The following is a 1,620-nucleotide window of genomic DNA, read 5'->3' as shown; positions in this document are numbered from 1 at the left end:
GTCCGTGAGTTCGTGTCGCCGCACCATACGGGCGTCCTGCCCGGCCAACTACGAGATCCACCCAGCCCAGCAAGAGCCATCAGAAACGACCTAGCCCTTCCCCAATGGCGAGCACTGGTACCGCACCCCCCGGCTGACCATCCTGAAGCGGTCACGTCCCTGGGCCGAGAACGGGTTCGGCAGGTCGAAGACGCGGCGTTCCTCCGGGACGAGGGCCGAGGTGATCAACAGGATGCGGTAGCGGTTGCCCCGGGCGTGGCGGCGAGCCGCGTCCACCTCGGACGGTCCGAGTTCGAACTCCACCCGCCCGGCGCACGGGTCGCTCAGTGCCTTCACCTCGTACAGCCGGGTGGTGTCACGCCAGGTGACCTCGAAGTCGTGGCCCAGGGAGTCGGACGCCTCCTCGTCGCCGTTGACGACGGCCGCGTAGCCCGAGGTCCACCGCACGTCGGCGTAGTGGCGTTGGAGCCAGGCGCGCGCGGCCACCTCCCCGACCAGGTCGATGGCGGACCGCTGGTCCTCGTTGGTCCGCTTCGTCTGTGCGACGACGATGCGCGGCTTGGCGGAGGGTCCGTCTCCGCTTCGTGGCCGGGGCACACCGGCCACGGTGTCCAGGCGCACCCTGCCCGACTGGGCGAGGAAAGCCTCGTCGATGGTTTTCGATGCGATGTCCGCGATGGTGGAGAGCTGGTCGCTTCCGGCCCTGACCTCGGCATCCCCGATGGTGATCGTGCGCGGAGCGACGATGGTGGAGACACCGGCATCCCGGGCGCGTGTCGCCGTCTGCGCCAGGTCCTTCTCGGTGAGGCCCAGCGCCGCGGGGTCCGCGGCGTGAGGCATTCCGGCGGGCCATCCCACGGCGCGTCCCACCGCGTCGAGCAGACGGCCCTCGCTCAGCGGCAGCAGGTCGCCCAGCCCGGTTCCGTCGAGGAAACTCCTGCATTCCAGCAGCACCGCCCCGTGCCACCCCGCGGGCACCTGGACGCCGTGACGGCGGCACCAGGCGGTCACCAGTGGGGGCAGCGCCGGCACGAGCGCGTCCAGTGCGGCCGTGTTGCGTGCCCGGAGCCGGTCGACGGGCTCGAGTGGGCCGCTCGAGGTCGTCGTCGGCTCCGTGCGCGGCTCCACCCAGCACCTGGTTGATGGCCGCGAAGGCATCTGATCAGGTGTGCCCTCCCGCGGCCTCACCGCCTTGCGGGCGCACTGTCGACAGCGGGACCAGCCGCTTCGCGACCTCCTCCTCACGTAGCCCGTCGGAAACGATCCGACTCGACGCACTCCGGAAGTGAGGCCCTCGCGTCACCCCTCTACTCGCGTCTGCACCGCGAAGAACTGGCCCCGTTTCCACGGCGGTCTCCGACTGAGGGCGACCTGCGGGGCCCTGGGGGAGCCGCCCGAAGAACCGCCGACACCTTCGCGGGCGTCATGTTCTACGGTGCTGTCAGCGACCGAGGGAGGGAACGTGGAGCAGGCGAGGACAGCGCTCGCCGAGCGGATCGCCGAGCGGAGAAGGGGAGTCGGGGACCCTCGTGCGCTGGTGGGTGAGATGAGGCGTTCGGTCCTTCTGGTGCCGGTGGCCGACGGGGGGTTGTGGTCGGTGCGTTCGGGTGGGGTGCGGTG

The 1,620-nt window shown here is 70.7% G+C and carries 1 protein-coding gene; it reads right to left on the bottom strand.

The features are described from left to right. Positions 1-90: 90 nt before the first annotated feature. Positions 91-1,128, bottom strand: coding sequence for a hypothetical protein (locus tag ACF1A1_RS39295; protein WP_392006979.1), 1,038 nt, complete (start codon positions 1,126-1,128; stop codon positions 91-93). Positions 1,129-1,620 lie beyond the last annotated feature (492 nt).

Origin of the sequence: Streptomyces sp. NPDC014995, from assembly GCF_043080745.1 — a bacterium.
Taxonomy (GTDB): Bacteria; Actinomycetota; Actinomycetes; order Streptomycetales; family Streptomycetaceae; genus Streptomyces.
The sequence above is the reverse complement of the archived record's forward strand: the minus strand, read 5'-3'. Positions and strand labels throughout refer to the sequence as shown.